Raw genomic sequence first — 26,427 nt, 5'->3', positions numbered from 1 at the left:
GGTGGCTACCCCTCGTTGGTTTGTTGCCGGGGCTCGCCAAAGGCGGGAATGTCCTCCTCGGCACTCTGGTGAGGGGTGTGGCGCAGCGGGAAGCAGATACGGTTTTTCCCCTCCCGCTTGGCCTGATAGACCCCCTTGTCGGCCAGCTCCACCAGCTCTTTGGCCGAGAGCCCGGAGCGGCTGAAGGCCACCCCGCCGCTGATAGTGATAGTGAGATCGGGTTCGCGCCACTCCAGCTGCTCCACCCCGAGCCGGAACGCTTCCAGCAGGGAGGGGAGCATCGGCTGCTCTTCGCCGTAACGGAAGATCAGCACCAGCTCCTCGCCGCCATAGCGGCAGAACCAGCCCCACTCGTGGAACAGATTCATGCCCAGCTTGCTCACCCGCTTGAGCACCACATCCCCCGCCTGATGGCCGTGGGTATCGTTGACTCGCTTGAAATCATCCAGATCGAACATCACCACCCCGAAGGGAGCGCCACTGTTGAGCTGCTTCTGCAGGCACTCGTCGAAGAAGCGACGATTGTAGAGCCCGGTGAGCTTGTCCTGATTGGCTTGCAGCCGGATCTGGGCAAAGTCCTGGCTGGCGGCATCCATCTCTTCATAGACCTTGGCCAGCTCCAGCATGCGGCGGCCGTTGTAGGCGATACCGCCGGAGCGGCTGGCGCGGATCAGCAGGGTGATCTCCCCCAGCATGCGGCGGAAGTAACGGGACCAGAGCAGGGCCAGCAGCAGATAGAGAATGCAGGCGACGGCAATCATCAGCTGCACGTTGATGGAGACGCTGTCGATCACCTGTTGCATGCTGGCAGTCGGCTCGACGCTGAGCAGGATCCAGCGCTGCTCGGGGATGCGGTAGTAGGAGACCATCAGGCCGCTGGCATCATCGAGGAAAAAGCCCTGCGGCTGTTGCATCCGGGCCAGCCAGTCGGGGTGGGCGAGGGGTTTGAATACCCGTTCGCGATCCGGATGGGCCAGCACCAGCCCGTCATGGTTGAGCAGGAGCTGATAGCCATTACCCAGATGGTGACTCTGAGCATGCCGACTGTTTAGCCAGCTGGCGAGGGGGGTGAGCTGGGTATCCAGCGAGAGTACGCCAACCCGCTTGCCGTCAGGATCTTTAATTACCCGAGCCAGCACCATGGTGAGAGTGCCCAAGGTGTAGTCGTAATAAGGATCAGTCCAGACAATCTGTCCGGGATGGCTGGCGGCCAGCAGATACCAGGGGCGGGTTCTGGGATCGAACTTCTCGTCGGCCTGCCAGGATGGGTGGATCAGCATCTTGCGATGCTCGGTGCCCACGTAGACGTAATCGAGCTCCATCACCTTGTGATAGGCCTGCCACTGTTGCAGGTAGCGCTCGCCGTTGCGGATCTCCGGACCGCTGAAATCCCGATAATTTACCTGCTGATAAATGAGCGTAAACTGGCGTTTGAGGGTCGCCAGATAGGGTTCTATCAGGGTATGGAAATACTGGGTGTTGCGAGCAATCAGGTTCTGTTGCTGCTCGTGGCGCAGGGTGCGCTCCATATGCAGGTAGTAGATGCTGCCGAGCAGCAACACAGGGATAAAGAGCAAGAGGAAGCCCAGCCGCATGCGGGTGATCAAAGACCAAGTGTTCTTGGGCTTGGCGGGGGACATGAACAGATCCTTTTCGTCTCGGGTGACACCAGCATATATGATGCTGTGCGGCTCGTCTAAAGGCAGAAAATGAGATGTTTCCGATGCTGAACCACACTCTGCTCTCAATGATTCATTATGGCAGCATAGCGGTGCTGATCCTTGCCCTCTGTGTCGAGTATCTGATCTTTCGGCGCGGCCTGAACATGCTGCGAGTGCGCCGCCTGCTGCTGGCAGATGGGGTGGCGGCGCTGGCGCTCTTCTCCATCTTTGCGACCGGGTGTCTGCTGGCCCTCGAGCATGCCAGCTCGGTGGCAGAGATCTTTGCCCATCCTTCCCACGGCCTCAAGATGGGGCTGTTTCTGCTGATTGTCGGCTCCCTCGTTTATCCCAGCCGCCTCTTCTATCGCTGGCGTCGCGCCCTGCGTCTGGGCAAGGCGCCGATGATCTCCATCCAGCAGCACTTCCGGGTGGTGTGGATCCTGCGGGGCAATCTGCTACTGATTGCCCTGTTGGCCGTGTTCACCAAGTCCTCGCTGCTGTAACACTCGCGGTGCTCAAAAGCAGTGCAAGGCAGAGCGTTGAGAGCGAGAGCGAAGACAAAGAGTGGAGACAAGAGGATAGGGAGGCGGGTATCTTGGATCAGATAACCCGTCACGCGCCGATTTAAGGAAGAATCGCCATGCGCTCCAATCTGATGTTGCTGATGGCTGCCACCATCTGGGGTATGGGCTTTGTCGCCCAGCGCCTCGGGATGGAGCACATGGGGCCCTATACCTTCAATGGCCTGCGCTTTCTGCTCGGCGCCCTCTCCCTGCTGCCGCTGCTCTGGTGGCTCAAATCCCGACAACCTGTTGCCGTCGCGGGTGACCATCGCCAGCTGCTGATCGGTGGTGTGCTGGCCGGGCTGGTGCTGTTCTGTGCCGCCTCCCTGCAGCAGGTGGGGCTGCTCTATACCACTGCCGCCAAGGCCGGTTTTATCACCGGGCTCTACATCATTCTGGTGCCGGTACTGGGGCTGCTGCTGCGCCACAAGAGCGGCCTCAATACCTGGATTGGTGCCCTGATTGCTCTGACGGGACTCTATGTGTTGAGCGTCACCGACGAGTTCACCATCGGCTTTGGCGATCTGTTGCAGGTAGTTGGTGCCCTGTTCTGGGCTGTGCATCTGCTGCTGGTGGATCACTACTCCAACCGGGTTGCCCCCATCAAGCTCGCTGGAGTGCAGTTCGTAGTCTGCGGCCTGCTCAGCCTCGCCACTGCTTTTGTTATCGAAACCCCGACTGTGGCTGGTGCCGTGGCCGGTTGGCAGGCGCTGCTCTACGCCGGGCTGGTATCGGTCGGGGTGGGTTATACCCTGCAGGTGGTGGGGCAGCGGGGCGCTCATCCTGCCCATGCCGCCATCATCCTCAGTCTGGAGACCGTCTTTGCCGCCGTGGGTGGCGTGTTGCTGTTGGGTGAGACGCTGGACGAGCGCGCTATCGCCGGTTGTGCCCTGATGCTGGCGGGGATGCTCATCTCCCAGATCCGCTTGAGGTGGTGGTGGAAGTCGCGCCGGGACAAGGTGCCTGCGACCAAGTAAACCGCAGCCCGCTGCATAACAAAAACGCCCCGACAGTCGGGGCGTTTTGCATGGTGGCTGTTCGGTCAGGGGCGCTGATCCAGCTCGCGCTCCAGCTCTACCGCCTTTTGACGGGCCGGATGGGTATTGAGGCGCTGCCAGTAGGCTTGCAGGTGCGGGAAGTGGGCCAGCTGGCCGCTTTGCGCCAGCAGATCCACCAGGAAGGAGTTCATGATGTCGGCGCCGGAGAGGCGATCCCCCACCAAGTAGCGGCGATTCGCCAGTACCTCATTGAGGTAGCCCAGCACCTTGGCACACTCGGCCTTGGCATAGTCCGGCAGGAAGCGCATCGGGCTACCATCTTTGCGCACAAACATATCCAGCAGCAGCGGCAGGATGCCGGAGCTCTCGGCAAAGTGAAGCCACTGCAGGTATTCGGGATACTCCGGGCTATCTGGTGCCGGTGCCAGCCGATCGGCGGCGTAGCGGGCAATCAGGTACTCGGTGATGGCGCCAGATTCTGCCAGCACCCGGCCGTCGAACTCGATGACCGGCGACTTGCCGAGGGGGTGGATGGCTTTTAGCTCGGGCGGTGCCAGAAAGGTGGCGGCATCGCGCTGATACGCCTTGATCTCATAGGGCTGGCCCAGCTCTTCGAGCAGCCAGATGATGCGTTGGGAGCGGGATTTGTTCAGGTGGTGCAGGACTATCATAACGACCTCGATTCGGTGGCAGGAAAGTGTGTACGAACGGGCGAGGATGGCGGTTCACCGGCAGTAAAAAAAGAGCGGGCTGATGCCCGCTCGCTCCACGCCCGACTTAGGCCTCCAGCGCCTGATCCAGATCCGCCAGAATGTCCTCGATCGCCTCGATCCCCACCGACAGCCGGATCATCTCCGGTTTCACGCCTGCCTTGGCCTGCTCCTCCTCGCTCAACTGGCGATGTGTGGTGGAGGCCGGGTGGCAGGCCAGCGACTTGGCGTCGCCAATGTTGACCAGCCGCTTGAAGATCTTGAGCGCATCGTAGAAGCGCACACCCGCTTCATAACCATCCTTCAGACCGAACGAGAGAATGGCCGAGGGGCGGCCGGCCATGTACTTCTCTGCCAGCAGATAGTGAGGGTGACCCGGCAGACCGGCGTAGCTGACCCAGGCCACCTTGGGATGATGCTTGAGGTGGTTGGCGACCCGCAGGGCGTTGTCGACGTGGCGCTCCATGCGCAGGCTCAGGGTCTCCAACCCCTGCAGCAGCAGGAAGGCGTTCATCGGCGCCAGCGCTGCGCCGGTATTGCGCAGGGGCACGGTGCGTACCCGTCCGATAAAGGCGGCCGGGCCAAAGGCCTCGGTGTAGACCACCCCGTGGTAGGAGGGTTCGGGTTTGGTCAGCTGGGGGAAGCGCTCGGCGTGATCCGCCCAGGGGAACTTGCCCGAGTCGACGATGACGCCACCCAGCGAGTTGCCGTGGCCGCCGACATATTTGGTCAGGCTGTGGACCACGATGTCGGCACCGTGTTCGATGGGCTTGCAGAGCACCGGGGTGGCGACCGTGTTGTCGACGATAAGCGGCACGCCACGGGCGTGGGCTGCCTTGGCCAGCGCGGCCAGATCGACGATGTTGCCCGCCGGGTTGCCGATGCTCTCGCAGTAGACTGCCTTGGTCTTGTCGTCGATAAGGGCGGCGATGGCCTCGGCGCTGTCATCCTTGGCAAAGCGCACCTCGACCCCGAAACTTGGCAGCATGTGGGCGAACAAGGTGTAGGTGCCGCCATAGAGCTGGGGCGTGGAGACTATGTTGTCACCGGCGGCGGTCAGCGCCTGAATGGCGTAGGTGATGGCGGCGGAACCTGCCGAGACCACCAGCGCGGCGATCCCCCCTTCCAGCGCGGCCATCCGCTGCTCCAGCACATCGTTGGTTGGGTTCATGATGCGGGTGTAGATGTTGCCAGGCACCGCCAGATTGAACAGATCCGCCCCGTGCTGGGCGCTCTCGAACTCGTAGGCCACCGTCTGGTAGATGGGCACGGCGACCGCCTTGGTGGTGGGGTCGCTGGAAAAGCCATGGTGCAGAGCCAGGGTCGCATCTTTCATCACACACTCCTTGTTGGATGTTACTTGTCGCAGTTATAGATGGATAGACGTCCAATCTATCAGGCCCGTGGCCGATGTAAACAGCAAGATCCGGCAAAGCAGTGTCTCCCGCAGGGGATGCGTGTCCCGAGTGGTTGGTATGGCCCGCACTCAGAGACGACGGCGATACTCCTTGTCATCGATCTGGTTCATATCCCACTGCATCAGGCGGTTGAGCTGCTGCATGGGATCCTCGATGAGCGCCAGCGGGCGCGGCAGGATCCGCTTGAAGTAACGGCGCAAGGTCTGCTGGATTCGGTTCGGTTTGAGGGGGGGGGGCGTGGCTCATGATGGTGCTCCTCTGCTGTGGTTCTCACGTTCGCCAGCAGTATTGAGCTAAAATGCGGAAGTAAAAACTGATGACTTATAGCAACGGGATTTCCTCTTTTATGCCGACCGGTCGCCTCTATCAGCAATTTCAACGACTCGCCCAGCTGCTTGGCAGCGACGAGCGGGAGATCAGCCTCGCCGAGGTGGCGGATCTGCTCTGCTGCACCCCGCGCAACGCCCGCCTGCTGCTGCGGCGGATGCAGGATCAGGGCTGGCTCAGCTGGTCGGCGGAAGCGGGGCGGGGGCGGCGCTCCCGGCTCACCCTGCTCGACAGTCAGGAGAGCCTGACCCGGCGCCGCTTGCGGGATCTGCTCAGTCAGGGCCAGCTGGCGCAGGCGGTACGGCTGGCCGAAGATCGCCTCGATCTGCTCACTCCGTTGCTGATCGAACAGCTCGGTCAGGCCACCCGCGAGGGGCGCCAGATCCTGCGGGTGCCCTACTACCGGCCGCTGCCGCAGTTGCTGCCCACCGGCCCGATGCGCCGCTCCGAAATCCACCTGAGCCGCCAGATCTTCAACGGCCTGACCCGGCGAAATGAGGAAAATGGGGAAATCGAAGGGGATCTCGCCCACCACTGGGAGTGTCTGGGCCCCTGCCACTGGCGCTTCTACCTGCGTCCGGCGGTGCGCTTTCACCACGGCCGCGAGCTGGTGGTGGAAGATGTGATGGAGAGTCTGCTGGCCCTGCGGGATCGCCCGCTGTTCGCCCATCTGGACCGGCTGGAGAGCCCCTGGCCGCGCACGCTGGATCTCTATCTCGACAGCCCGGATCCCTGGCTGCCCCACCTGCTGGCGGAGCCGGTGGCGACCATTTTGCCGCGGGAGCTCAAGGGGGAGGCGGGCTTTGCCCTGCAACCTGTGGGCACTGGCCCTTACCGGGTCGCCGACAACGATCCCCTGCATCTTTGCCTTGCGGCGTTTGACGACTACTTCGGCCTGCGCGCCCTGCTCGACGAGATCGATATCTGGATGCTGCCGGAGCTGGCGGAGCGGCTGGAGACCCACCTGCAGCTTGGGCGCGACAGCCCTGAGCTCGGCACCATGCGCGGCGAATCGGAACTGGAATCGGGCTGCTACTTCCTGCTGCAGGACGATCGTTCCGGATCCTTGCAGGATCCAGCCCTGCGCCAGTGGCTGGGCCAGCTGCTCAATCCGGTGGCCCTGATGGGGCGGGTCGCCCCCGAGTTGCAACGGGGCTGGACCAGCGCCCTCGGCCTGCTGCCCCACTGGCGCGAAGCACTGCCCGCACCCTTGCCCACACCGGCGCAGTTGCCGACGACCTTGGTGCTTGCCTGCTTCAACCAGCATCTGGAGTTCAACGAGTGCGCCAACGCCATGAGCTGCCTGCTGGCCGAACAGGGGATCCGGCTGGAGGTGCGCACCCTCGATTACGGTCGCTGGGTGAGTGGCGAGGATGAAGACGTGGATCTCTGGCTCGGCACCCTCAACCTCGAACATGCCGGCCCCTTTGCCCCTTACGCCTGGTTGCAGGGCACCCCGTTGCTGCGCAAGGTGTGGAGCAGTCAGCATGAGTTGTGGCAGGGGTTGATGCAGTGGCGCGCCAGCGGTGCCGAGCCTGGCCCCCGCGCCCTGCTGGCAACGGTGCAGCAGCAGAGCTGGTTTGTGCCGCTGTTTCACCACTGGCTGGAGCTGGAGAGCCGGGTCGGCGTGCACGGGGTGCGGATGACGGCGCTCGGCTGGTTCGATTTTCGCAGCGCCTGGCTGCGGCCCGAGCCGACCCATCAACCCGCAGAGGCGCCATAGTTCGTCCAATTTCTGTCGCGGCTGACGGGCGCTCCGTGGCCGCTTGCGTGAAAGATCCGTAAATCGGCCGCTGCTGCACAGTTTGTGTCACGCCTCTGTGCCATGCTGTTTCAGGTTATGGACAGCAGAGCAAATGAGGAAAACGATGAGCAATAATTCAGACAGTTCCGCAGGAAAATGCCCGGTCATGCACGGGGGAACCACCTCCGTCGAGACGTCCAGAATGGAGTGGTGGCCGAAGAGCCTCAACCTCGACATTCTTCACCAACACGATACCAAGACCAATCCGCTGGGGGCCGGTTTCAACTATCGGGAAGCCTTGAAGGGGCTCGATATGGCGGCCCTCAAGCAGGATGTGACCGCCCTGATGACCGACAGTCAGGAGTGGTGGCCCGCCGACTGGGGCCACTACGGCGGCCTGATGATCCGCATGGCCTGGCACTCGGCCGGTACTTACCGCATCGCCGATGGCCGCGGCGGCGGTGGCAGCGGCAACCAGCGCTTTGCCCCCCTTAACTCCTGGCCGGATAACGCCAACCTCGACAAGGCCCGTCGCCTGCTGTGGCCCATCAAGAAGAAGTACGGCAACAAGATCAGCTGGGCCGATTTGATCATTCTGGCGGGCACCGTGGCCTATGAGTCCATGGGGCTCAAGACCTTCGGCTTCGCCTTTGGCCGCGAGGATATCTGGCATCCGGAGAAGGATATCTACTGGGGAGCGGAGAAAGAGTGGCTGGCGCCCAGCGGCAAGCCGGGCGGTCGTTACTCCGGCGAGCGGGATCTGGAAAACCCGCTGGCGGCGGTGATGATGGGGCTTATCTACGTCAACCCGGAAGGGGTGGATGGCAAGCCAGATCCGCTGAAAACCGCGCAAGATATGCGAGTCACCTTCGCCCGCATGGCGATGGATGATGAAGAGACGGTGGCACTGACCGCCGGTGGCCACACTGTCGGCAAGGCTCACGGCAACGGCGACGCCAAACAGCTTGGCCCCGAGCCGGAAGGGGCCAGCCTCGAGGAGCAGGGGCTGGGCTGGATCAATCACCACAGCCGCGGCATCGGCCGCAACACTGTGACCAGCGGCATCGAGGGGGCCTGGACCACCCACCCGACCCAATGGGACAACGGCTACTTCGATCTGCTGTTCAAGTACGACTGGTGGTTGCAAAAATCACCGGCGGGGGCCCATCAGTGGGAACCGATCAATATCGCCGAAGAGGATATGCCGGTGGATGTGGAGGATCCGTCGATCCGCTGCAAACCCATGATGACGGATGCCGACATGGCGCTCAAATTCGACCCCGAGTATCGCAAGATTGCCGAGCGCTTCCGCGATGATCCGGCGGCCTTCTCCGACGCCTTTGCCCGCGCCTGGTTCAAGCTGACCCACAGGGATATGGGGCCGAAGAGCCGCTATGTCGGCCCCTATGTGCCGACAGAAGATCTGATCTGGCAGGATCCGGTGCCTGCCGGACGTGCCGATTATGACGTGGCGGCGGTCAAGGCCAGGATTGCCGCCAGCGGCCTCTCCATCAGCGAGCGGGTGAGTACCGCCTGGGATAGTGCCCGTACCTTCAGAGGCTCCGACAAGCGGGGCGGTGCCAACGGTGCCCGCATCCGGCTGGCGCCGCAGAAGGATTGGCCGGGCAACGAACCGGCGCGGCTGGCGAAGGTGCTGGCGGTCTATGACAAGCTGGCGGCCGAGTGTGGTGTCAGCGTCGCGGATCTCATCGTGCTGGGGGGCAACCTCGCCATCGAGCAGGCTGCGCAGGCCGCCGGGGTGACGGTGAGCGTGCCGTTTGCGCCGGGCCGGGGGGACGCCACTCAGGCCCAGACCGATGTGGCCTCGTTCGAGGTGTTGGAACCGTTGGCCGACGGCTTCCGCAACTGGCTGAAGCAGGACTATGTGGTGACGGCGGAGGAGCTGCTGCTGGATCGCGCCCAGCTGATGGGGCTCACCGCCTGCGAGATGACGGCGCTGGTCGGCGGGATGCGGGTGCTCGGCACCAACCACGGCGGTACCGGGCACGGGGTCTTTACCGATCGGGTCGGGGTACTCAGCAACGACTTCTTCGTCAACCTGACCGACATGGGCTACCAGTGGCTACCGAAAGCGAGCAATCTCTACGAGATCCGCGATCGCTGCAGCGGCGCGCTGAAGTGGACGGCCACCCGGGTGGATCTGGTGTTCGGCTCCAACTCGGTGCTGCGCGCCTATGCCGAGGTCTATGCCCAGGATGACAACAAGGAGAAGTTTGTCTGTGACTTCATCACCGCCTGGAACAAGGTGATGAATGCGGATCGCTTCGATCTGCTCGGCTAGTCCCCAAGCCGTTTGGTTATCTGCACCAGCCCCGCACAGCCAAGATGTGCGGGGCTTTTTACTGCCCGCTTTTCTGTGCAGCCCTACAATCCGCCGCGCTGCGACACCTGCTGGCCGGTATCGCAGGGCCGCTGGCATCCCTGTCCTTGGCCCAGCAGTATCATGTAACATGCTGATCCGCTGGTGATGCCCGGCTGCCACCCATTGGTCACTGATGTCCCATGAACGGACAAGGACAGAAACAAAGAGACAAGGAGTCAACCCATGCTGGAAATGCAGATCCAACCCCGCTTTCAGGAGACGGATGCCCTCGGCCATATCAACAATACGGTGCCGGCGGTCTGGTTCGAATCGGCGCGAGATCCCCTGTTCCGGATCTTCTCCCCCGATCTGGATGTGCATAACTGGCATCTGATCATCGCGGGCTACACAGTGCAGTTCAAACGGGAGCTGTTCTACGGCCAGCCGGTCACCATCAAGACCGGCGTACGCCGCATCGGCACCAGCTCATTTACGGTCTGGCAGGAGGCCTGGCAGGGCGGCGAACTGGCCGTCACCGCCGAAACGACCCTGATCCATTTTGACTACCGGGCCCGCCAATCCCTGCCCCTGAGCGATGCTCACCGGGAAGGGCTGCGGGCCTGGCTGACAGAGAGTTAACCACGGGCCGGATGGCCCATCACAGGAGTGCTATGTACAACTCAATGCGCAACACAGCGATCGCGCTGACCCTGGGATTCTGCTCCCTCCCTTCTCTGGCCGCTTCTCTCGCCGAGCAGTTTACCCTGATGGAGAAGGGGGCCGAGAGCGCCCTCGATACCCGTCAATTCAGCCATGACGGCGTCGATATCAAGGCCTGGATCGATGGCGCCCCCGTCATCATCGCCGTGCCCATCATGAACGAGCTGGGCAAGCTGGAAGGGGAGAGCCGCTACTACTTCAAGGGCGGCAAGCTGTTCGGGGTCAAAGAGCCCGCCGCCCAGTTCGCCTTTGATGACAGCGGCAAGCTGACCCAGTGGCTGGACGAGAAGGGTCAGCCCGCCGAGTTCGTCAGCAAGATGAGCATGCAGCAGCGTCAGGAGTGGCTCACCAAGCGGGCCGCCGAGCTGAGCAAGCTGTTTGTGGTGAGCGCGGCCGAACAGAAGGCGGCCAAGGGGGGCGTCAAGCTGAAGGGGGCGGATCTCGCTAACTGGCTCTGCAACGGTAAACTGATGGATCTCGCCCACGGCGACAAGGTGATCTTCGAGCAGGATAAGCTGAAGATTGGCGAGCAGGGGATCGAGGGGGAGGTCTCCCTGCGTCAGGAGAAGGGGTGGCAGGAGCTGAGCCTCAAGTGCGAGGTGCAGGGCACTCAGGTAACCCGCCTCACCTGGCAGCCGCTGCCGGGTGCCAACAAGCCGCAATAAGTACAATAGCAAGGGGGCCCATCACGGGCCCCCTTCTCATTCGGCTTGTGGCTCCCCCAGCTTGAGCCGGGTGAGCGCCTCGACCCGGCGCCACTGTCCGGGCTCGAACCAGCGGGCCAGCAGCTCCTGCTGCTGTTCGGCCCGGGCCTCGTTCGGCAGTTGTCTGAGCTCGGCCAGAAAGCCGCTGAGCTGCTCCTCGAACCCCTGCCGGTTCTGCTCCAGCTGGCGCATCCGATCCACCGCTTCCGGCCCCCCCGTCTCCAGCAGCAGAGCCTCCCGTTTGGCCGGGTCCATCTGCGCCAGCTCTTGCAACTCCTCAAGCAGGCGGCTGTTGGCCTCCGCCTCGCGAAACCAGCCCGGTTGCTCCGCCAGCCAGAGATCCAGCTCGCTGGCCAGCTGCGACTTGTCGCTGTCTCTTGCTTCCGCCAGCGCCCTGCGGCGCAGGGTCAGCTGCTCCATCAGTCGATCCTCGGCAAACAGCTGGGCCTGCTCGGCCGGGGTAAAGCTCTGCTGGCGCAGTTGCTCCCGCTCGTCAAACAGGATCTGCAAGCTGGCGAGGGAGATTTCGGTGGGCACCGTCAGGCTGCTCTGGGCGGAGACAAAGGTGCGATAGCGCGCCTGCAGGGCATCGGCGGCCTCCTGCTCGGGATCGTGCGGGTGGCTCTGTGCATGCTGGCTGGCTTGAGCGGGGGATGCGTCTGCCGTCGGTGCTGTGGGCCAGAGCAACACCCCGCCAAGCAGAAGGGTGATGGCGCAGGGCACGACGAGCAGGGTGGCTATCTTCATAGTCCCAGCTCCTTGAGACGGTTGGCATGCTGGCGATAGAGGGTGACCGGATCGGTCTCGAACAGATGGTGGATGCCGAAGGACTGGTTCACCTCATCCAGATGGTTCATCCGGTAGTCGGTGCCGATCACCTTGCCGAGGTGGCTGCTGCAGACCCCGACCAGTCCATCATTGGGCTCCTTGAAGAAGGCGCCGGTCAGCGCCAGCGCAGGATCCACCGGATCCAGCAGATTGGTCAGGTTGCCGCGCCCGCTCCAGGAGAAGTAGTAGACGCCGTTGCTGGCCTGCATCGGCCCCTCGCCGCAATAGCGGCTGGGCAGCCCCTCCGGGTAGCGCTGGTTGAACTGGCTGGCTCCCTTGCTGGTGAGGGCATCGAGGGCGGCGACCGGATCTTGCGGCAGTTGGCTCCCGCCCGAGAGCAGTGAAATCATGCCGGAGAGGGCGTGGGCCGCGGCGGCGGCCAGCTTCTCGGCGGCGCTGCCGGGGGCGGCATTGGCCCGCACCAGATCGGCAATCTCTGAGCCGTAGTTGACCCCGCCGACGCTGGTGGCGGAGGCGACCAGCTCGGGGGCGACCGAGGCGACATAGCGGATGGTGGGGCCGCCGTGGGAGTGGCCGATCAGGTTGACCTTCTCGGCGCCGGTGGCCGCCAGCAGCAGCTCAACCTGGGCGAGCAGCTGTTCGCCCCGTTGCTCCGAACTGGCGGTGGCAGATACCTGAGCCACGTAGACTTTGGCACCATCCCGGCTCAGGGCCTGGGGAATGCCGTAGAAGTAATCGACCCCGAGCAGCTTGTCGAAACCGAACAGGCCGTGCACCAGCACTATGGGGTAACGGGTCTGGGTGTATCCGCTGGCGTGTGCCAGCATGGGCAGGGTGCAGAGCAGCACCAGAAGCCATCTCTTCATCATCAGCATCCTTGTTGAATCGTGAGGAACAGATTGTGTGGCGTACTCCATGTTCGCCGGTGCCAGTATGGTGGCTGCTGACGGGAGAGGCTGTGAGGGGGATCGCAACTCGGGATTCAAAAGGGATTCAGGGTGTGGGCGGGGAAGCTGAGCTCCCCGCCCTGCGGCTTATTGCCACTCCACCAGGTGATACTGCTTCTTGCCCCGGCGCAACAGCAGGTAGCGACCAAACAGCCGATCAGTGGCGCTCAGCTGATCATCTTGCTTGAGCACACCATTGAGGCTGATGGCGCCCGCCGCCAGCAGTTCGCGGGCGATGCGCTTCGAGTTGGCCAGACCGCAGCTGACCAGCAGGCTGACCAGGTCCGTCTCGCCGCTTACGGTGCTGCTCGGCATGCCATCCTGCGCCAGCTGGGCCAGATCGCTCTCGCCGAGGCGGGCCACATCGCCGCTAAACAGCAGCTCGCTGATGCGCTGCACCGCTGCCAGCGCCGCCTTGCCGTGTACCAGCTCGGTTAGCTCGTTCGCCAACACCTGCTGGGCCTGCTTGCGCCCCTGCCGCTTCGCGTCTTCCGCCTCCAGTGCATCAATCTCGCTCAGCGACATAAAGCTGTAGTAGCGCAGAAAGCGGTAGACATCCTCATCCGCGGTGCCGAGCCAGAACTGGTAGAAGGCGTAAGGGGAGGTGAGCGCCGGATCGAGCCAGACCGCGCCCCCCTCGGTCTTGCCGAACTTGGTGCCGTCTGCCTTGGTGATGAGGGGCAGGGTCATGCCGTGCACCTGCGCCTGATGGAGGCGACGGGTGAGATCCATGCCGCTGGTGATATTGCCCCACTGGTCATTGCCGCCAATCTGCAGGGTGCAGCCGAGCCGCTGGTGCAACACCGCAAAGTCGTAGGATTGCAGCAGAGCGTAGGAGAACTCGGTGAACGAGATGCCCTGATCCGGACGGGCCAGCCGCTGACGCACCGACTCCCGCGCCAGCATTGCGTTGACCGAGAAGTGCTTGCCGATATCCCGCAGAAAATCGAGGGCGGACATCTGCCCCATCCAGTCGCCATTGTTGACCAGTTGCGGGGCCGACAGGCCCTCATCGGCGGGCAGCAGCGCCCTGATTTGGGCAGACAGGCTGGCGACCCAACCCTGCACGGTATCGGTACTGTTGAGGCTGCGCTCGGTCGCCTTGAAGCTGGGATCGCCGATAAGGCCGGTTGCCCCGCCCACCAGTGCCACCGGGGTGTGGCCCGCCAGCTGGAAGCGGCGCAGCATCAAGAGCGGCACCAGATGACCGATATGCAGGCTGCCGGCGGTGGGATCGAACCCGCAATAGACGGTGCGCGGGGTGGCAAGATGATCGGCCAGGGCCGCCGGGTCGGAATTCTGGGCCACAAGGCCGCGCTCGGTCAGCTCATCGAGCAGGTGGGGGTTGATCATGGGTTCTCCAACAGCAGGGGGAAAAGCCGTCATCCTCGCCGTTCTGGCCGGTGGCGGATATGTCCCCTGAGGGACAGTTTTGCCACTCTCGTGCTAGCATTCAGCCATAGCGGGGAATCGCTCCCCGTCACCGGAAACGTGTCACCATGACCCAGCCATCCACCACAGATGCCTTGACCCGCAGCATGACCGAGGTGGTCGATGCCCTTCACAGCAGCGCCTTTGCGGCGGCGCTGGTGCGGCTGATCCAGCAACAGGTGGCGTTTGATTGCGCCCTGCTGCTCGGGGTGGGGCAGCGCCCCGTCTACCTCTACGACAACCTCAATCATCAGCGGGCTCTGCTGTTTGACCGCTACCTCACCAGCCACTTCAGTCAGGATCCCTTTATGCAGGCGCTGGAGCAGGGCTTGCCTGCCGGCGTCTGGACGCTGGCGCAGGTCTCCCAAGGGCGGCTCGATCCCGAATATCGCCACCACTTCTATCAGGCCACCGGCTGGCAGGAGGAGGTGGGGCTGATCCTGCCGGTGCGGGACGGGCTGACGCTGATGCTGTTTCTGGGGCGCCTCGACAAGCGCAGTACCCTCAGTCGTGACGAGCTGGCGAGGCTGGAGCAGCTGTTCCCGCTGGTACATTCGCTCTGTCGTCAGCAGTGGCGGCAGAGCCAGCCGCTGTTGGCCCAGAGCACTGCGCTGCCAGACAGCACCAGCCTCCGGAGTGCGGTGGAGCAGGCTATGGCGAGTGTCGGGGGGGATCTGCTCACCCGGCGTGAGCGGCAGGTGGCGGAGCTGCTGCTACAGGGGCTGGATACCGAGGCGATTGCCGCGGAGCTCGGGATTGGCAGTGGCACGGTGAAGAATCACCGCAAGCACCTCTACGGCAAGTTGCGGCTCGGCTCGCGGGCCGAGCTGTTCAATCTCTTTCTGAACCACCTCATTACGGCTCCGGTGGAGGCATCACAGGCGTCATCGGCGGGAGATAAAGAGAACCCGCCATAGGGCGGGCCGGAGTTACTCGATGCGCGGGATGGTGGGAGTGGTTTCGGGCAGGATACTGAGCAACTGGTAGCGCTTCATCAGCTGCTTGTATTCATCCCCCTGTCTGACCTTGTCCAGCGCCTGTTGCAGGCGGGCAACCTGTTGCTTGTCTGCCCTCAGGTTGAAGGCGAAGCAGTTATCCTGCTCTTCAATAATCGCGACGGTGACAAAATCCTCGCTGGGGAAACCCAGCTCCTTGGCCTGATGGCGCAGCATCACCTCGTTGCCCGCCACCAGATCGGTGCGTGCCATGATGAGCTGGCGCACCACCTGATCCATGCGCTCCACCGACATCATATTGCCCGGGCTGATCCCGCGGTTGAGCAACAACTGCTCCCCGACATCCGCCTGCATCACGCCGATCTGCAGCTTGGCGAGATCCGCTTTGCTGGCCACTTTGGGGGCATCCTGCTTGCGGCCGACCAGCGCGACCCTAGAATGGCTGATGGGGCAGACCCAGAGGAAGTGGGGATCCCGCTCCTTGGTATGCGCTGTGGTAAAGAGCACAGCCTCTTGCTGCTGGGTCAGCAGATACCAGCCGCGGGCCCAGGGCAGAAAGTGGATGGGGTGCTCCGGCTCCCCCATTTCACGCCACATCAGGCGCAGCAACTCGACCGCCAACCCCACAGGCTGACCATTTTTATCCTGGCCATTGAGCGGCATGTTTTGCTCCGAATAGTAGATAAGTGCCGGAGCCGGGAGCGCGATAAACAGGGCGAGAGAAGCGAGAGCAGGGAGCAGACGACGCATGATGCACTCCTTGTGCGGGTAGTTACCTAACAGTCTATGTGGCCTTTTCCATAACGTCATGATCCGGTAGCGGGATAAAAAACAGGCCACCTTGCGGTGGCCTGTCGGTTTATTTGAGCAGGGCTTCCATCTCTGCTTCTGCCTTGGCGCGAGCCTTGGCTTCCGCCGCTCTGGCGGCATCGGCGACGCTCTCTCCGGCCGTATTGGATGCGGCACTGACGGCCTGCCGGGCTGGTTCGGCAACGGCCTTGGTTGCCTCTTGCGTCACGGTAGAGGTGGCACTGCTGACTGCCTGTTTGGCAGGAACGGCCACGGCCTTGGTTGCCTCTTGCGTCGCGGTTGCAGCGGCGCTGCTGACTGCTTGTTTGGCAGGAGCGGTAACGGCCTTGGTGGCTTCTTGCGTTGCGGTCGCAGCGGCGCTGCTGACTGCTTGTTTGGCAGGAGCGGCAACGGCCTTGGTGGCTTCTTGCGTTGCGGTCGCAGCGGCGCTGCTGACTGCTTGCTTGGCAGGAATGGCAACGGCCTTGGTGGCTTCTTGGGTCGCGGTCGCAGCGGCGTTGCTGACGACTTGCTTGGCAGGAGCGGCAACGGCCTTGGTGGCTTCTTGGGTCGCGGCCGCAGCGGCGCTACTGACGGCTTGCTTGGCAGGAACGGCAACGGCCTTGGTGGCTTCTTGCGCCACTGTGGCAGCGGTGCTGCTCACCGTCTGCTTGGCTGGCGCAGTGACTGCGGTGGTTGCAGTGCGGGTAAGATCGGTCGCACTTTGGCTCACCGCTTGGGTGGCCTGTCCGGTGGCCTGTCCGGTGGCCTGTCTGGTGGCGTGGGAGGCTGCGCCGCTGATAGTCTGACTTGCGCTGTTGGTCAGCGAGCCGGTGACGCCGCGGGTCACTGTGCCCAGCGCGCTGCCAAGGGAGAAGGGGGAGGTGTCACTCTGACTGGTTGCCGCACCGGTCAGGGCATTGGCCGCCGGGGTGAGCTGGTTGGTGGGGGTCTGCCAGCCCTGCATAGCGGTTGGCCAGGTCGGTGCCGTGCCCGCCAGATTTTCGCCAAAGGTCTGGGTGGTGCCATCCCCTTTTTGCAGCAATACCGACATCTGGTTGGTTTGCGAGTTCCACACCATCCCCGCCTGCTTGGCAATATCCGGCACGGGCGCATACTCGGAGACCACATAGAAAAGCGGTCCCTCCTGCTGTAACTTGTCGGCAGTCTTGAGCAACTGCATGGTGCTGTCGTAGTTGGGGCCAAGGATGGCGGTCATCCGATCCTTGATCAGGGGTTGTTCGAACAGATTGACCTCGTTCGGGTCAAAGCCGACCAGCGGCTTGAGCAGGGCCCACATCAGCTGGCTGGTGGGGCTCATCATCAGCAATGGGGCAACGCAGGCGGACAACATCAGGCTCAGGCAGGCCGCCTGAAGAAACGGCATGATACGCATTGGGATAATATCCAAATAACGATTTGATAAATAAGGTTATATTTTGTCGGGACGTGACAAATTCACCGGAAGTTTGCGCGTGGCAGCGAGAGACTGCCCGCAGACGCTGGCAGGCTACCATATTGGTTCCACAATGCCAGCAGGCAGTATGATTGTCAGTCAAGTAAACCCCGGGGCTGGTCGACTCTTCGAGAATGCCTCCCATCGAAACAGGATCCCCCTCATGAAAAATGTACTGCTCTGCCTGCTGGCCTCCCTCTGGCTCGCCCCCGCTCTGGCCGCGTCCAAAACCACTGTGGTGGGCGACTCTGCCAGTCCCGAGCTGGTGTTGCCGCTGGGCTCATTGCCCGAGCGGGTCTGCTGGTTTGCGGATCAGAAATATTCCGAAGGGGCCCGTATTCTGCAGGGAGATAGCTGGCTGGAGTGCGGCCCGCAGAACGACCTCGAGAGCAATGGCCCGTTGGCCTGGCGCTCTCCTGCGGTGGTGTTGCCTGCCACCCGTGGTGCGAAAGATCAAAAGACGATTTCCGTGGGTCAGTGAGGCTTTTCTTGATCCAGCTAAAGACATGGACGTGATCCCTGTCGCATAATGCAGCTCCTTTCTTCTCTTGGCTGGAACCTAAGAAATGGCTCGTCGCTCTTCCAATGCACAACGTCGTCGCAGTAGCTGGTGGTACAAACGCTTGTTGGCAAGGGAGCGGGAAGAGCGCGAAGCGCGTTCCGTAAGGGATTGATACTGGATTGAAAAACGGAGCCTCGGGCTCCGTTTTGTATTTATCACCAGATCGGCAGTACTCTTCCAATGCACAGCTTGGTTGCCGTAACGGGTGGTTCAAACCCTTGTTGGCAAGGGAGCGGGAAGGCGTGAAGCGCGTTCCGTAAGGGGTGGATACTGTATTGAAAAGACGGAGCCTCGGGCTCCGTTTTTGCGTTTATTACTCTTAGCAGAATAACAACGGGGGCCATCAGGCCCCCGTTTTGCTTTTGCAGATGTTGCCTGCTTGCGGCTTAGCGCTGCAAGGCGGCCAGTGCCAGTTCGACCCGTTTGGCGTACTCGGGGTCGGCCTGCTCGAAGTGTTTGAGCTGGGCTGCGACGATGGCGTCATCCTCCACATTGATAAGGGAGCGGGCCAGGTTGGCGGCGAGCCGCGAGCGCTGCCCCTCGTCCATGATGCGGAACAGGTTGCCCGGCTGGCTGTAGTAGTCGCTGTCGTAGTCACGGAAGTCGTAGTGCAGGGCGGCCCCTTCCAGACTCAGCGCCGGTTCGTGCTGCTCGCTCGGCTGTTGGGTACCGAAACGGTTCGGCTGATAGTTGGGGCTGGCGCCGCCATTGCTGTCCGCTCGCATGGCACCGTCACGATGGGCGCCGTGATGGAACGGGCAGCGCGGGGCGTTGACCGGTAGCAGACCGTGGTTGACGCCGAGGCGATAGCGCTGGGTGTCACCGTAGGAGAAGAGCCGCCCTTGCAACATGCGATCCGGCGAGAAGCCGATACCGGGCACCACGTTGGCCGGGGTAAAGGCGGCCTGCTCCACATGGGCGAAGTAGTTGTCCGGGTTCTGGTTGAGCTCCAGCACGCCCACCGGGATCAGCGGGTAGTCGCTGTGCGGCCACACCTTGGTCAGGTCGAACGGGTGGATGTTGTAAGTCTGAGCTTCGGCCTCCGGCATCACCTGCACATAGACCTTCCAGCGCGGGAAGTCGCCCCGCTCGATGGCATTGAACAGATCCGCCTGACTGGTCTCCCGATCCTGCCCGACGGCGGTGGCGGCCTCTTCATCGGTGTAGAAGCTGTGGCCCTGCTCGGTCTTGAAGTGGAACTTGACCCAGAAGCGCTCGTTGGCATCGTTGATAAAGCTGAAGGTGTGGCTGCCGTAGCCGTTCATCTCCCGCAGGCTCTTGGGGATGCCGCGATCGCTGAACAGTATGGTGACCTGATGCAGGGATTCCGGATGGCGTGACCAAAAGTCCCAGGCGGCGGTGGCGCTGCGCAGGTTGGTACGCGGATCCCGCTTCTGGGTGTGGATGAAGTCGGGGAATTTAAGCGGATCGCGAATGAAGAATACCGGGGTGTTGTTACCAACCAGATCCCAGTTGCCCTGCTCGGTATAGAACTTGAGGGCGAAGCCGCGCACATCGCGTTCGGCATCGGCGGCGCCCTTCTCACCAGCTACGGTGGAGAAACGCAGGAATACAGGAGTCTGCTTGCCGATGGCGCTGAACAGATCGGCCTTGCTGAACTGGCTGATGTCGTGGGTCACGGTAAAGGTGCCGTAGGCGCCCGAGCCCTTAGCGTGAACCACCCGCTCGGGAATGCGCTCGCGGTCGAAGTGGGCGAGTTTCTCCATCAACCAGATGTCTTGCATCAGGATGGGGCCGCGCGAACCGGCGGTGAGGCTGTTGTTGTTGTCGACGACGGGGGCGCCGTTGGCGCTGTGCAGGGTCTTGTCAGTCATGGCTTCTCTCCTTGTTGATATGGGGTCAGCCTACGGATCTGCACCGTGCTCGGCCAATGGGCCTTTCCTCGCCCTTTGATAGGCAAGACAAATGGGTGCAGGTGGGGGATGTGTAACCGCGCTGGATATTGCATGATGGAGGTTTCGAGAAGGAGCCTCATATGCAGATTACTATCCGTCATGCCGAACCCGCTGATGCCCCCGCCTTGCGGGATCTCTATTCCATGCCCAATGCTCAGGCGGGCACTCTGCACCTGCCCACACCTCCCCTTAGCCAGTGGCAGAAGCGGTTGGAGGGCAGTGATGTGGTCGCCTTGGTGGCGGAGGTAGAGGGGCTGCTGGTGGGCCAGATCTCCTTGCACGTAGAACCCAATCCCAGACGCAAGCATGTGGCCGGGATCGGTATGGGGGTACGGGATGACTGGGCTGGCAAAGGGGTGGGCTCTGCCCTGATGGCCGCGGCGCTGGATCTGGCCGATAACTGGCTCAACCTGCACCGGATTGAGCTGACCGTCTATACCGACAATGAGCCCGCACAGGCGCTCTATCGCAAGTTCGGTTTCACGCAGGAGGGGTTGGCCCGTGACTATGCCTTCCGCCAGGGGCGCTATGTGGATGCACTCTATATGGCCAGAGTCTCGGGGGGCGCCAGTCGCTAACGGTATGGTCGATTATCATGCCAGATTGCGCCCGGTGATCCGGGCGCTGGAGCAGAATCCCGATCTCTCCATCGAAACGCTGGCAAGCAGTGCCTGCTTGTCTTTCTACCATTTTCACCGGGTGTTTACGGCTGTGGCGGGGGAGACGCCCGGGGAGATGTGTCGTCGTCTGCGCATCCAGCGGGCTGCTTGGCAGCTCTGCTATACCGATGCCAGTGTCACGGCCATTGCGTTGGGGGCGGGGCTCGCCAGCTCCCAGGCGTTTGCCAAGGTATTTCGCCGTTACTATGGTTGCACGCCGGGAGAGTTTCGCCGCGACAAGAGCAAGAATGGACACTTGATGAGCAAGGATGGACACGCACTTGTGCTGCCTAATCCTTATGCTGAGGGTCACTCATCAGCAAGGAGCAATACCATGAAAACCATCGAGATGGACGCCCGCACTCTGGCTTATATACGTGTCACCGGCCCCTATGGCGAGGGGTATGGTCCCGTTTGTAGTCAGCTGCATCAGTGGGCCAGCGCCCGCGGTCTGGAAGGTGGGGAGTGGATCTTCATCTATCACGATAACCCCGAGGTGACTCCGCCAGCCCAGTGTCGCACTGACATCGGGGTGACGGTGCCTGCGGGGACGGTGGGGATGGGTGCGGTCGAGATCCAGATTATTCCCGCCGGTCGTTACGCCCAGTCCCGTTATCTTATTACCGACCGCAGTCAGTATGGCCCTCGTTGGCAGGAGCATATCGGCGACATCGTTGCTGCCGGGCTGGAGTTTGGCAATGGTCCCTGCTTCGAGCTTTATCACAGCATGAGCGATGATCCGGTGCAGGACGATGTCAGCTTTTGCTCCAGTCTCAAGGGGTAGGGCGCAGAAGGGGAAGCTGAGCGGTACATCATGTCGCGCAGAAACGAGAGAGCCGGACAGTGTCCGGCTCTTGTGCATCTGGCGGATGGGGCGGCGGTTAGCGCTGGAACCCCTTCTGGGCGAACTTGGGTCTGGCATTCATGATCTGCTCCACCTGCTCGTCGCTCATCTTGCCGCGCGACAGTCCCAGCACCTTGTAGGTGAGCAGCGGTCGGGCGGGCAGGGCGATCATCAGGGCGCGGATCTGGTTCTCGTCCTCTTTCTCGCGCGTCGGTTTGCCGTAGGCGTAAGTGAGGACGCCGGCATCCATCAGGTTTTTGACGGCGGGCTCGGTGATCGGCAAGTTTATGACGCTTTTACGCTGCAGCACGAACTCGCGCAGTACCGCCTTCTCGTTGAAGTCGAGGAAGCCGATCATCTGGGCCAGCTGGTCCTGCTGACGGCGCGCCTGCCACTCTTCGCACGCCCACTCCCAGGCGATCAGGAAGCCCTGACTGCAGAAGTAGGAGATGGCGATCAGCATGCCGACTCCCAGCCAGGCAGCATGATCCGCAGCCCACTGGCTGACGGCCCCTTTCATCAGCCCGGCCGGAAACAGCAGAATGATGCTGCAGCAGAGCAACAACCAGACCATCAGCCAATTGAGGCGGTTCAGTTGATAGAAATGTTGGATCCACCGTTTCATTGTTCATCCTTCCCAAACTGTTGTGGATAGTGAACTACCTACAGCAATCGGTGTGCCAACAGCGCAATGGCGGTGGGGAGGGGCGCTGGCGAGGTTACATTCCCTTACAACTTATTGAATGAATTGTCATTAATTTGCCTTGTGAGGCGGGGGGCGAGTTGCTAAAACGTCCCCTCAGTCATTGGGGAGTAGCAACCCGCCCGCATTCCGGGCCGGGCCCATGTCAACACTCTTGGATCCTCGCATCCATGGCATGGGCGGCGATAGGCACTATCGCTCTGCAAGACCTTTGGCCTCGATATGCACGCCAGCCGGGCGAGCCATGTCGGGTCCATCGGTTATTCTGCTCGCCTGGCGGTATCTATTATGTTGATTACCCTGCTGTTATTTCTCGTCTCTGCGGTCACCATCTACCTTGCCTGCGAATACTTCGTCAACGGCATCGAGTGGACCGGCCACCACTTCAAACTCTCCCAAAGCGCCACCGGTTCGCTGCTGGCGGCACTGGGTACGGCGCTACCCGAGTGTATCGTGACCCTGACCGCTCTGCTGATGGGCAACACAACCGCCCAGCAGGAGATCGGCATTGGCGCCGCCCTTGGCGGGCCGCTGGTGTTGGCGACCATCGGCTATGCGGCAGTCGGCCTCACCCTGCTGCTTTGCATGGGGCGTACCGAACGGGCCATCGATGGCGAGGTGCAGCGCGAGATTGGCCGGGATCAGCGCTGGTTTATCGGCATCTTTCTGGTGGCGACCGCGCTGGGGCTGGTCGCCTTCACCGGCAAGAGCTGGCTGGCCCCGCTCTTCCTGCTGGTCTACCTCGTCTATGTAAGGCGCGAGCTGAAACAGAGTGACAGCCACGAAGTCGAATTGCCGGAGCCCCTCAAATTGGCACCCGATGCCGGGATCCCGCCCGTTGGCAAGGTGTTGCTGCAGACGTTGGCTGCGCTGGTGGTGGTAGCGCTGGCGGCCCAGCTGTTTGTCCATCAGCTGGAGAGCATGGGCGAGCTGTTTGGCCTCTCTCCGGTGCTGGCGGCCCTGCTGCTGAGTCCGGTGGCGACCGAGATGCCGGAGCTGATGAACGTGCTGATCTGGGTGCGGCAGGGCAAGAACCGGCTGGCGCTGGCCAATATCTCCGGGGCCATGATGATCCAGGGCACCATCCCCAAGGCGTTCTGTCTGCTCTTCACCCCCTGGCTGCTGGATGGCGCCATGATGGCTTCCTCGCTGGTGACGTTGCTGGCGGTGGGGGTGCTCTGGTGGGGGTTCAGAAAAGGAAGCATGACCGCCGGACGGCTGGCGCTGGTCGGTCTGCTCTATCTCGGTTTTTGCGGCTGGCTGCTGGTGAGCTGAAACGGGAAGCGCGGATATGAAAAAGCCCCCTTGGCAGGGGGCTTTGTTGTATCGGTTGGACGCTGCGCTTACAGCGCGGCGATTTCGGCCTGCTGGGCTTCCAGCTTGGTCAGCTGGAGACGGTAATCTTCCAGCTTCTCGCGCTCTTTGGCGATGACCGCTTCCGGCGCCTTGGCGACGAAGGCTTCGTTGCCGAGTTTGCCTTCGATACGGCCGCACTCGCCGACCAGACGGGCAACCTCTTTAGCCAGACGGGCTAGTTCGGCATCCTTGTCGATGAGACCGGCCATCGGGATCATCAGCTCGGTGGCACCGATCAGCTTCTTCACTGACAGCGGGGCGGTTTCACCGTCTGCCAGTACGCGGATGGACTCCAGACGGGCCAGCGACTTGAGGAAGGCCTCGTTGTCAGCGGCGCGCTGGGCATCCTTGGCATCGCACTGGAGCAGCACGTTGAGGGGCACGCTCGGTGCCACGTTCATCTCGGCGCGGATGTTGCGGATGCTGACGATGAACTCCTTCACCCACTCCTGATCCGCCATCGCGGCTTCGTCCACCTTGGCGGCGTCGAACTCCGGGAAGGCCTGAATCATGATGGTGTCGGCGTGTACGCCAGCCAGCGGGGCGACCGATTTCCAGATGGTCTCGGTGATGAACGGGATGATCGGGTGGGCCAGACGCAGCAGGGTTTCCAGCACAGTCACCAAGGTATGGCGGGCAGCGCGCTGCTCGGCCTCGGAACCCTTGGTCAGCACCGGCTTGGTCAGCTCCAGATACCAGTCACAGAACTGGTTCCAGATAAATTCGTACAGCACGCCAGCCGCGATGTCGAAGCGGTAGGTATCGAGGGCGGTACGGAAGTCACGGATGGCCACTTGCAGCTGGGACTGGATCCAGCGATCCGCCAGGCTGAACTGCATCTCGCCGCCGTTGAAGCCGCAATCCTGATCTTCGGTGTTCATCAGCACATAGCGGGAGGCGTTCCACAGCTTGTTGCAGAAGTTGTTGTAGCCGTCCAGGCGCTTCATGTCCCAGTTGATGTCACGACCGGTAGAGGCCAGCGCGGCCAGAGTGAAGCGCAGGGCGTCGGTACCGTGGGCATCGATCCCTTCCGGGAACTGCTTGGCGGTACGCTTGGCGATCTTCTCGGCCATCTGCGGCTGCATCATGTTGCCGGTGCGCTTCTCCAGCAGATCTTCCAGCGAGATGCCGTCGATCATGTCGAGCGGGTCCAGCACGTTGCCCTTGGACTTGGACATCTTCTGGCCCTCTTCGTCACGGATGAGGCCTGTGATGTAGACGGTCTTGAACGGGACTTGCGGCTGGCCGTTTTCGTCCTTGATGAAGTGCATGGTCATCATGATCATCCGGGCAATCCAGAAGAAGATGATGTCGAAGCCGCTCATCAGCACGTCGGTCGGGTGGAAGGTCTTGAGTGCCTCGGTGTTGTTAGGCCAGCCCAGAGTGGAGAAGGTCCACAGAGCGGAGCTGAACCAGGTGTCGAGCACGTCTTCGTCCTGACGCAGTACGGTTACGGCCGGGATGCTGTGCTTGGCGCGCACTTCATCTTCGCTGCGGCCAACGTAGACGTTGCCGGCGTCGTCATACCATGCCGGGATGCGGTGACCCCACCACAGTTGACGGGAGACGCACCAGTCCTGAATGTCGCGCATCCAGGAGAAGTACATGTTTTCGTACTGTTTCGGCACGAACTGGATGCGGCCATCTTCCACCGCTTCGATGGCGGTCTTGGCCATCGGTGCCACGCGCACGTACCACTGGTCGGTCAGCATCGGCTCGATGGGCACGCCACCGCGATCGCCGTAAGGCTGTTGCAGCACGTGATCCTTGATCTCGTCCAGCAGACCTAGCTCTTCCAGCTTGGCCAGAATCGCCTTGCGGGCGGCGAAGCGCTCCAGACCGGCGAACTCGGCCGGCAGGGCGGCGTCGTAGGCAGTGCTCGGGTTGCCGTTGGTATCGACCACTTCGGCCTCGGCACGCACGTGAGCGTCCAGAGTGAAGATGTTGATCATCGGCAGGCTGTGGCGCTTGCCCACTTCGTTATCGTTGAAGTCGTGAGCCGGGGTGATCTTCACGCAGCCAGTGCCCTTCTCCATGTCGGCGTGTTCGTCGGCAACGATGGGGATCAGACGGTTCACCAGCGGCAGCAGGATGTGCTGGCCGATCAGCGCCTTGTAGCGCGGGTCTTCCGGGTTCACGGCCACGGCGGTATCGCCCAGCATGGTCTCCGGACGGGTGGTGGCGACGATCAGGTAATCCTTGCCTTCGGCAGTCTTGGCGCCGTTGGCCAGCGGATAGCGCAGGTGCCACATGTGGCCCTTGATCTCGCGGTTTTCCACTTCCAGATCGGAGATGGCGGTGTTGAGTTTCGGATCCCAGTTCACCAGACGCTTGCCGCGGTACATCAGGCCATCTTCGTAGAGACGAACAAACACTTCCTGCACGGCGGCGGAGAGACCCTCATCCATGGTGAAGCGCTCGCGCTCCCAATCCACGGAGTCGCCCAGACGGCGCATCTGGCGGGTGATGGTGCCACCGGACTCTTCCTTCCACTGCCAAATCTTGTCGATGAAGGCATCACGGCCGTAATCGTGGCGAGTCTTGCCCTCTTCTGCGGCGATCTTGCGCTCAACCACCATCTGGGTAGCGATACCGGCGTGGTCGGTACCTGCCTGCCACAGGGTGTTTTTGCCCTGCATGCGGTTGTAGCGGATCAGGGTATCCATCAGGGTTTGCTGGAAGGCGTGACCCATGTGCAGGCTGCCGGTGACGTTCGGCGGCGGGATCATGATGCAGAAGGAGTCTTTGCTGGTGTCGCCGTGGGGCTTGAAGTAACCCTGGGCTTCCCAGTGCTGATAGAGCGCCTGTTCGATGGCGTTGTGATTAAAAGTCTTTTCCATGGTCTCGCCGT

At 62.2% G+C, this 26,427-nt stretch carries 23 protein-coding genes and 1 riboswitch; of the genes, 11 read left to right on the top strand and 12 right to left on the bottom strand.

Going from position 1 to position 26,427, the window contains the following annotated elements:
• Window positions 1–5: 5 nt before the first annotated feature.
• Window positions 6–1,640 (bottom strand): sensor domain-containing diguanylate cyclase, encoded by a 1,635-nt coding sequence (locus ACTG1K_RS01370; RefSeq protein ID WP_440004729.1) that lies wholly within the window; start codon window positions 1,638–1,640, stop codon window positions 6–8.
• A gap of 83 nt (window positions 1,641–1,723) precedes the next feature.
• On the opposite strand from ACTG1K_RS01370, the gene ACTG1K_RS01365 reads away from it, so the two are divergent.
• Window positions 1,724–2,164: a DUF2214 family protein gene (locus ACTG1K_RS01365; protein WP_047438803.1), complete on the top strand. Its 441-nt coding sequence runs from the start codon at window positions 1,724–1,726 to the stop codon at window positions 2,162–2,164.
• Window positions 2,165–2,301: 137 nt separating this feature from the next.
• Window positions 2,302–3,201 (top strand): DMT family transporter, encoded by a 900-nt coding sequence (locus tag ACTG1K_RS01360; RefSeq protein WP_047438801.1) that lies wholly within the window; start codon window positions 2,302–2,304, stop codon window positions 3,199–3,201.
• 65 nt (window positions 3,202–3,266) lie between these two features.
• Here ACTG1K_RS01360 and ACTG1K_RS01355 read toward each other — a convergent pair whose 3' ends face one another.
• The 3 genes from ACTG1K_RS01355 to ACTG1K_RS01345 all read right to left on the bottom strand — a co-directional run bounded on the left by ACTG1K_RS01355 (window position 3,267) and on the right by ACTG1K_RS01345 (window position 5,550).
• Complete coding sequence (locus ACTG1K_RS01355) at window positions 3,267–3,893, bottom strand: glutathione S-transferase family protein (RefSeq protein ID WP_440004728.1); 627 nt, start codon at window positions 3,891–3,893, stop codon at window positions 3,267–3,269.
• A 106-nt stretch (window positions 3,894–3,999) separates the two neighbouring features.
• Window positions 4,000–5,268, bottom strand: a complete 1,269-nt coding sequence (locus ACTG1K_RS01350) for an O-acetylhomoserine aminocarboxypropyltransferase/cysteine synthase family protein (RefSeq protein WP_005336464.1) — start codon at window positions 5,266–5,268, stop codon at window positions 4,000–4,002.
• A gap of 150 nt (window positions 5,269–5,418) precedes the next feature.
• Window positions 5,419–5,550 (bottom strand): hypothetical protein, encoded by a 132-nt coding sequence (locus ACTG1K_RS01345; protein WP_440006843.1) that lies wholly within the window; start codon window positions 5,548–5,550, stop codon window positions 5,419–5,421.
• 146 nt (window positions 5,551–5,696) lie between these two features.
• On the opposite strand from ACTG1K_RS01345, the gene sgrR reads away from it, so the two are divergent.
• The 4 genes from sgrR to ACTG1K_RS01325 all read left to right on the top strand — a co-directional run bounded on the left by sgrR (window position 5,697) and on the right by ACTG1K_RS01325 (window position 11,129).
• Window positions 5,697–7,400 carry an HTH-type transcriptional regulator SgrR gene (gene sgrR, locus ACTG1K_RS01340; protein WP_440006785.1) on the top strand — a complete coding sequence of 568 codons (1,704 nt, stop codon included), beginning with the start codon at window positions 5,697–5,699 and terminating at the stop codon, window positions 7,398–7,400.
• A 145-nt stretch (window positions 7,401–7,545) separates the two neighbouring features.
• Window positions 7,546–9,723, top strand: coding sequence for a catalase/peroxidase HPI (katG, locus tag ACTG1K_RS01335; RefSeq protein ID WP_440004727.1), 2,178 nt, complete (start codon window positions 7,546–7,548; stop codon window positions 9,721–9,723).
• Window positions 9,724–9,987: 264 nt separating this feature from the next.
• The gene (locus ACTG1K_RS01330) at window positions 9,988–10,383 is read left to right on the top strand and encodes an acyl-CoA thioesterase (protein ID WP_005336457.1); all 396 of its coding nucleotides are present in this window, start codon (window positions 9,988–9,990) and stop codon (window positions 10,381–10,383) included.
• 44 nt (window positions 10,384–10,427) lie between these two features.
• A complete protein-coding gene (locus ACTG1K_RS01325) occupies window positions 10,428–11,129 on the top strand; it encodes a hypothetical protein (RefSeq protein ID WP_440006783.1) in 702 nt (233 codons plus the stop codon).
• Window positions 11,130–11,165: 36 nt separating this feature from the next.
• On the opposite strand, the gene ACTG1K_RS01320 is transcribed toward ACTG1K_RS01325, so the two are convergent.
• The 3 genes from ACTG1K_RS01320 to tyrS form a co-directional block, all read right to left on the bottom strand.
• Complete coding sequence (locus tag ACTG1K_RS01320) at window positions 11,166–11,915, bottom strand: lipase secretion chaperone (protein ID WP_440004726.1); 750 nt, start codon at window positions 11,913–11,915, stop codon at window positions 11,166–11,168.
• Window positions 11,912–12,823, bottom strand: a complete 912-nt coding sequence (locus ACTG1K_RS01315) for a lipase family alpha/beta hydrolase (RefSeq protein WP_031227935.1) — start codon at window positions 12,821–12,823, stop codon at window positions 11,912–11,914. Before ACTG1K_RS01315 ends, ACTG1K_RS01320 begins: the two co-directional genes overlap by 4 nt.
• Before the next feature lie 168 nt (window positions 12,824–12,991).
• On the bottom strand, window positions 12,992–14,257 hold the full coding sequence (gene tyrS / locus ACTG1K_RS01310) for a tyrosine--tRNA ligase (protein ID WP_440004725.1): 1,266 nt from the start codon (window positions 14,255–14,257) through the stop codon (window positions 12,992–12,994).
• Between the two features lie 146 nt (window positions 14,258–14,403).
• On the opposite strand from tyrS, the gene ACTG1K_RS01305 reads away from it, so the two are divergent.
• Window positions 14,404–15,252 carry a response regulator transcription factor gene (locus ACTG1K_RS01305; protein ID WP_440004724.1) on the top strand — a complete coding sequence of 283 codons (849 nt, stop codon included), beginning with the start codon at window positions 14,404–14,406 and terminating at the stop codon, window positions 15,250–15,252.
• Window positions 15,253–15,264: 12 nt separating this feature from the next.
• Here ACTG1K_RS01305 and ACTG1K_RS01300 read toward each other — a convergent pair whose 3' ends face one another.
• Window positions 15,265–16,041 carry a substrate-binding periplasmic protein gene (locus ACTG1K_RS01300; protein ID WP_236356121.1) on the bottom strand — a complete coding sequence of 259 codons (777 nt, stop codon included), beginning with the start codon at window positions 16,039–16,041 and terminating at the stop codon, window positions 15,265–15,267.
• Window positions 16,042–16,150: 109 nt separating this feature from the next.
• Window positions 16,151–17,476 (bottom strand): hypothetical protein, encoded by a 1,326-nt coding sequence (locus ACTG1K_RS01295; protein ID WP_440004723.1) that lies wholly within the window; start codon window positions 17,474–17,476, stop codon window positions 16,151–16,153.
• Between the two features lie 223 nt (window positions 17,477–17,699).
• Here ACTG1K_RS01295 and ACTG1K_RS01290 point away from each other — a divergent pair, with 223 nt between their 5' ends.
• On the top strand, window positions 17,700–18,017 hold the full coding sequence (locus ACTG1K_RS01290) for a DUF1496 domain-containing protein (RefSeq protein ID WP_425854554.1): 318 nt from the start codon (window positions 17,700–17,702) through the stop codon (window positions 18,015–18,017).
• 467 nt (window positions 18,018–18,484) lie between these two features.
• Here ACTG1K_RS01290 and ACTG1K_RS01285 read toward each other — a convergent pair whose 3' ends face one another.
• Window positions 18,485–19,933, bottom strand: coding sequence for a catalase (locus tag ACTG1K_RS01285; RefSeq protein WP_201992374.1), 1,449 nt, complete (start codon window positions 19,931–19,933; stop codon window positions 18,485–18,487).
• Between the two features lie 161 nt (window positions 19,934–20,094).
• Between ACTG1K_RS01285 and ACTG1K_RS01280 the strand changes: the two genes are divergently transcribed.
• Both ACTG1K_RS01280 and ACTG1K_RS01275 read left to right on the top strand, forming a co-directional pair.
• Window positions 20,095–20,592 (top strand): GNAT family N-acetyltransferase, encoded by a 498-nt coding sequence (locus ACTG1K_RS01280; RefSeq protein WP_425854555.1) that lies wholly within the window; start codon window positions 20,095–20,097, stop codon window positions 20,590–20,592.
• 4 nt (window positions 20,593–20,596) lie between these two features.
• Window positions 20,597–21,457: an AraC family transcriptional regulator gene (locus tag ACTG1K_RS01275; protein ID WP_429101652.1), complete on the top strand. Its 861-nt coding sequence runs from the start codon at window positions 20,597–20,599 to the stop codon at window positions 21,455–21,457.
• 97 nt (window positions 21,458–21,554) lie between these two features.
• On the opposite strand, the gene ACTG1K_RS01270 is transcribed toward ACTG1K_RS01275, so the two are convergent.
• The gene (locus tag ACTG1K_RS01270) at window positions 21,555–22,142 is read right to left on the bottom strand and encodes a superinfection exclusion B family protein (RefSeq protein WP_042053457.1); all 588 of its coding nucleotides are present in this window, start codon (window positions 22,140–22,142) and stop codon (window positions 21,555–21,557) included.
• Between the two features lie 171 nt (window positions 22,143–22,313).
• Window positions 22,314–22,421, top strand: a riboswitch (yybP-ykoY riboswitch).
• An 87-nt stretch (window positions 22,422–22,508) separates the two neighbouring features.
• Here ACTG1K_RS01270 and ACTG1K_RS01265 point away from each other — a divergent pair.
• Entirely contained in the window at window positions 22,509–23,495 is a 987-nt protein-coding gene (locus ACTG1K_RS01265) for a sodium:calcium antiporter (protein WP_440004722.1), read from the top strand.
• Window positions 23,496–23,563: 68 nt separating this feature from the next.
• On the opposite strand, the gene ACTG1K_RS01260 is transcribed toward ACTG1K_RS01265, so the two are convergent.
• The gene (locus ACTG1K_RS01260; RefSeq protein ID WP_047437342.1) at window positions 23,564–26,416 is read right to left on the bottom strand and encodes a valine--tRNA ligase; all 2,853 of its coding nucleotides are present in this window, start codon (window positions 26,414–26,416) and stop codon (window positions 23,564–23,566) included.
• Window positions 26,417–26,427 lie beyond the last annotated feature (11 nt).

The organism is Aeromonas sp. 102P (assembly GCF_051920345.1).
Lineage (GTDB): Bacteria > Pseudomonadota > Gammaproteobacteria > Enterobacterales > Aeromonadaceae > Aeromonas > Aeromonas veronii.
The sequence above is the reverse complement of the archived record's forward strand: the minus strand, read 5'-3'. Positions and strand labels throughout refer to the sequence as shown.

Bases quoted from the DNA above. Each gene is read 5' to 3' on its own strand.
- ACTG1K_RS01325 (WP_440006783.1), top strand. From the start codon at position 10,428: ATGCGCAACACAGCGATCGCGCTGACCCTGGGATTCTGCTCCCTCCCT.
- ACTG1K_RS01355 (WP_440004728.1), bottom strand. From the start codon at position 3,893: ATGATAGTCCTGCACCACCTGAACAAATCCCGCTCCCAACGCATCATC.
- tyrS (WP_440004725.1), bottom strand. From the start codon at position 14,257: ATGATCAACCCCCACCTGCTCGATGAGCTGACCGAGCGCGGCCTTGTG.
- sgrR (WP_440006785.1), top strand. From the start codon at position 5,697: ATGCCGACCGGTCGCCTCTATCAGCAATTTCAACGACTCGCCCAGCTG.
- ACTG1K_RS01320 (WP_440004726.1), bottom strand. From the start codon at position 11,915: ATGAAGATAGCCACCCTGCTCGTCGTGCCCTGCGCCATCACCCTTCTG.
- ACTG1K_RS01290 (WP_425854554.1), top strand. From the start codon at position 17,700: ATGAAAAATGTACTGCTCTGCCTGCTGGCCTCCCTCTGGCTCGCCCCC.
- ACTG1K_RS01370 (WP_440004729.1), bottom strand. From the start codon at position 1,640: ATGTCCCCCGCCAAGCCCAAGAACACTTGGTCTTTGATCACCCGCATG.
- ACTG1K_RS01295 (WP_440004723.1), bottom strand. From the start codon at position 17,476: ATGCGTATCATGCCGTTTCTTCAGGCGGCCTGCCTGAGCCTGATGTTG.
- ACTG1K_RS01275 (WP_429101652.1), top strand. From the start codon at position 20,597: ATGGTCGATTATCATGCCAGATTGCGCCCGGTGATCCGGGCGCTGGAG.
- ACTG1K_RS01350 (WP_005336464.1), bottom strand. From the start codon at position 5,268: ATGAAAGATGCGACCCTGGCTCTGCACCATGGCTTTTCCAGCGACCCC.
- ACTG1K_RS01265 (WP_440004722.1), top strand. From the start codon at position 22,509: ATGTTGATTACCCTGCTGTTATTTCTCGTCTCTGCGGTCACCATCTAC.
- ACTG1K_RS01360 (WP_047438801.1), top strand. From the start codon at position 2,302: ATGCGCTCCAATCTGATGTTGCTGATGGCTGCCACCATCTGGGGTATG.
- katG (WP_440004727.1), top strand. From the start codon at position 7,546: ATGAGCAATAATTCAGACAGTTCCGCAGGAAAATGCCCGGTCATGCAC.
- ACTG1K_RS01285 (WP_201992374.1), bottom strand. From the start codon at position 19,933: ATGACTGACAAGACCCTGCACAGCGCCAACGGCGCCCCCGTCGTCGAC.
- ACTG1K_RS01260 (WP_047437342.1), bottom strand. From the start codon at position 26,416: ATGGAAAAGACTTTTAATCACAACGCCATCGAACAGGCGCTCTATCAG.
- ACTG1K_RS01305 (WP_440004724.1), top strand. From the start codon at position 14,404: ATGACCCAGCCATCCACCACAGATGCCTTGACCCGCAGCATGACCGAG.
- ACTG1K_RS01270 (WP_042053457.1), bottom strand. From the start codon at position 22,142: ATGAAACGGTGGATCCAACATTTCTATCAACTGAACCGCCTCAATTGG.
- ACTG1K_RS01330 (WP_005336457.1), top strand. From the start codon at position 9,988: ATGCTGGAAATGCAGATCCAACCCCGCTTTCAGGAGACGGATGCCCTC.
- ACTG1K_RS01280 (WP_425854555.1), top strand. From the start codon at position 20,095: ATGCAGATTACTATCCGTCATGCCGAACCCGCTGATGCCCCCGCCTTG.
- ACTG1K_RS01315 (WP_031227935.1), bottom strand. From the start codon at position 12,823: ATGAAGAGATGGCTTCTGGTGCTGCTCTGCACCCTGCCCATGCTGGCA.
- ACTG1K_RS01300 (WP_236356121.1), bottom strand. From the start codon at position 16,041: ATGCGTCGTCTGCTCCCTGCTCTCGCTTCTCTCGCCCTGTTTATCGCG.
- ACTG1K_RS01365 (WP_047438803.1), top strand. From the start codon at position 1,724: ATGCTGAACCACACTCTGCTCTCAATGATTCATTATGGCAGCATAGCG.